Genomic DNA, 2,757 nt, shown 5'->3' with positions numbered 1-2,757 from the left:
GCGCGTTCCAGCCGATCGTGATCACCGATTCCAGGCCATCGTGATCACCCATTCCAGAGCATCGTGATCACCGTTTCCAGCCGATCGTGATCGCTATTTCCAGCGATCATGATCGGGGACAACCAGGAGGCATCCACCGCTGACAGTCTGCAACCGGGGTAGCTCGGTCTTTTGCCCAACAGCAGAGGATCGAGATGCCGACAGAGAGACTGTCCATGCGCCACATTCGCGAAGTTCTACGCCTGCACTACAGCGTCGGCATGTCGCAACGCGCCGTTGCCCGCAGCCTCGGTCTGGCCCAGGGCACGGTCAGCAAGTACGTGAACCGAGCCCGCCGCGCCGGCCTGACCTGGCCGTTGCCAACGGAGCTGGATGACGACGTCCAGCTCGAGAACCGCCTGTTTCCGCCGCCTTCCGATCGGCCCAGCGACGAGCGTCCGCATCCGGACTGGGCGCTCGTGCATCGCGAGCTGCGGCGCCCGAACGTCACGCTGATGCTGTTGTGGGAGGAGTATTGCGACGCAAACTCCGACAGCTTCAGCTATGCGTGGTTCTGCGAACGCTACAGGGAATGGGCCGGCCGTCTCAAGCCAACCCTTCGCCAGGTTCATGTCGCCGGCGAGAAGCTGTTCGTCGACTATTCCGGCCACACCATGGAGGTGGTTGACGGGCTCACCGGTGAGGTGCGCAGCGCGCAGATCTTCGTCGCCGTGCTCGGCGCCTCGAACTACACCTACGCCGAGGCCAGCCTCACCCAGAGCCTGCCGGACTGGATCGCCTCGCACGTTCGGGCCTTTGCCTTTTTCGGCGGTGTGGCCCGGCAGACGGTGAGCGATAATCTGAAGGCTGGCATCACCCGGGCCTGCTTTCACGAGCCGATGGTCAACCGGACCTATGCCGATCTCGCCCGCCATTACCGCACCGCCATCGTCCCGGCGCGGCCGTATCGGCCGCGCGACAAAGCCAAGGTCGAGGTCGGGGTCCAAATCGTCGGGCGATGGATTCTGGCGCGTTTGCGCAACCGCCGCTTCTTCTCGCTCGCCGCCCTCAACGAGGCGATCCACAGCCTCCTTGTCGAACTGAACGATCGACCTCTCCGGAGCTGGGGGCGAAGTCGGCGTGACCTGTTCGAAGAGCTTGATCATCCGGCGCTCACCCCCTTGCTGGATGAACCGTACGAGTATGCCGAGTGGAAGCGCTGCCGGGTCAACCTCGATTATCACATCGAGATCGCCAAGCATTACTACAGCGTCCCTCACAGCCTCGTACATCAGGAGGTCGAGGCTCGCATCACCCAAAAGACCGTCGAGATCTTCCTCCGTGGCAAGCGCGTGGCCTCGCATCTGCGCAGCACCTTGCCGCATCGCCCGACCACGATTTCCGAGCATATGCCGAGCTCACATCGCCGCTATCGTGACTGGACCCATGAGCGTATTCGTTCCGAAGCCGCCAAGGTCGGCCCCGACGCCGACACCCTGATCGACGTCATCCTGCGGTCGCGGCCGCATCCGGAACAGGGCTTCCGCTCCGCGATCGGCATTCTCGGGCTGGTCAAGCGCTACGGCCAGGAACGCGTCGACGCCGCCTGCGCCCGGGCCCTCCTGCTCAACGCCCGTTCGTACAAATCGGTCGCCGCCATCCTCAAGAACGGCACCGACAGAACCGCGCCTCCCGCCGAGGAGGCGCCCATCCTCTTCCACGCCAACATCCGTGGCCGCAGTTACTACAATTGATCAGGAGAGATCAGCATGCTTATTCATCCCACCGTCGATCGCTTGCGCGCCCTCGGCCTCGCCGCCATGGCCGATACCCTCACTGAACTGCAGAACAACCCCGAGGCGGCCGGGATGCCGCACGCCGATTGGCTCGGCCTCCTCGTCGATCGCGAGGTCACCGCCCGCGACAACCGCCGCCTCACGCGCCGCTTGACCAGTGCCAAGCTCCGTCAAGTCGCCGCCATCGAGAACGTCGACTATCGCACCGCTCGCGGCCTTGACCGTTCGCTCTTCCAAACCCTCGCCACCTGCCAATGGATCCGTGAGGCCAACCACCTGGTCATCGTCGGCCCAACCGGCACCGGCAAGTCCTGGCTTGCCTGTGCGCTCGGCAACAAGGCCTGCCGCGACGGCTTCTCCGTCCTTTACAAGCGAACATCCCGCCTGTTCGCCGATCTCGCCCAGGCGCGCGGCGAAGGCCGTCTGGCGCGCCTGATCGCCGCCCTGGAACGCGTCAATCTCCTCATCCTCGACGACTGGGGACCCGAACCGCTCACCGCCGACCAGCGCCGCGATCTGCTCGAGATTGTCGATGATCGCTACGACAAGGGATCCTTGTTGATCACAAGTCAGGTCCCCGTGTCGCAATGGCACGACGTCATTGCCGATCCCACCCTTGGCGATGCGATATTGGACCGCATCATTCACAATGCGCACCGCCTCGAGCTCAAAGGCGACAGTCTACGGCGTCAGGCTGGCGAAAAGAAAAAACCGTGAGCACCTCGCGCACGATCGCCCCGCCGGCCCACAGGCCCCTCCCGCGCGCGTCGCTACGTCGCTCGTGGGGGCACTCCGCGCCGCGCACGGGGCCCTCCCATGGACCGCCGGAACGATCTCCGAACCAACCCGCCAGCCTTGACCAGGAGACCATTTCCAGCACACATAAACCCGTCAGTCGTGTTCGCCTCCGCACCTGATCACGATCGCTGGAATCCGTGATCACCATCGCCTGGAACACCTGATCACCATCCCTGGAATGCGC

General features: G+C 64.1%; 2 protein-coding genes. Both read left to right on the top strand.

The window, feature by feature from the left end; genetic code table 11:
* Positions 1 to 194 precede the first annotated feature (194 nt).
* Positions 195 to 1,733, top strand: a complete 1,539-nt coding sequence (istA, locus tag CWO91_RS41965; RefSeq protein WP_091878735.1) for an IS21 family transposase — start codon at positions 195 to 197, stop codon at positions 1,731 to 1,733.
* Positions 1,734 to 1,748: 15 nt separating this feature from the next.
* A complete protein-coding gene (gene istB, locus CWO91_RS41960) occupies positions 1,749 to 2,492 on the top strand; it encodes an IS21-like element helper ATPase IstB (RefSeq protein WP_091878737.1) in 744 nt (247 codons plus the stop codon).
* The last annotated feature ends 265 nt before the right edge of the window (positions 2,493 to 2,757 follow it).

Origin of the sequence: Bradyrhizobium genosp. SA-3 (assembly GCF_004212635.1) — a bacterium.
Taxonomy (GTDB): Bacteria; Pseudomonadota; Alphaproteobacteria; order Rhizobiales; family Xanthobacteraceae; genus Bradyrhizobium.
This window is presented reverse-complemented; position numbering and strand designations above follow the sequence as displayed.

Coding starts and splice junctions, on each gene's coding strand:
- istA (WP_091878735.1), top strand. CDS start 195: ATGCCGACAGAGAGACTGTCCATGCGCCACATTCGCGAAGTTCTACGC.
- istB (WP_091878737.1), top strand. CDS start 1,749: ATGCTTATTCATCCCACCGTCGATCGCTTGCGCGCCCTCGGCCTCGCC.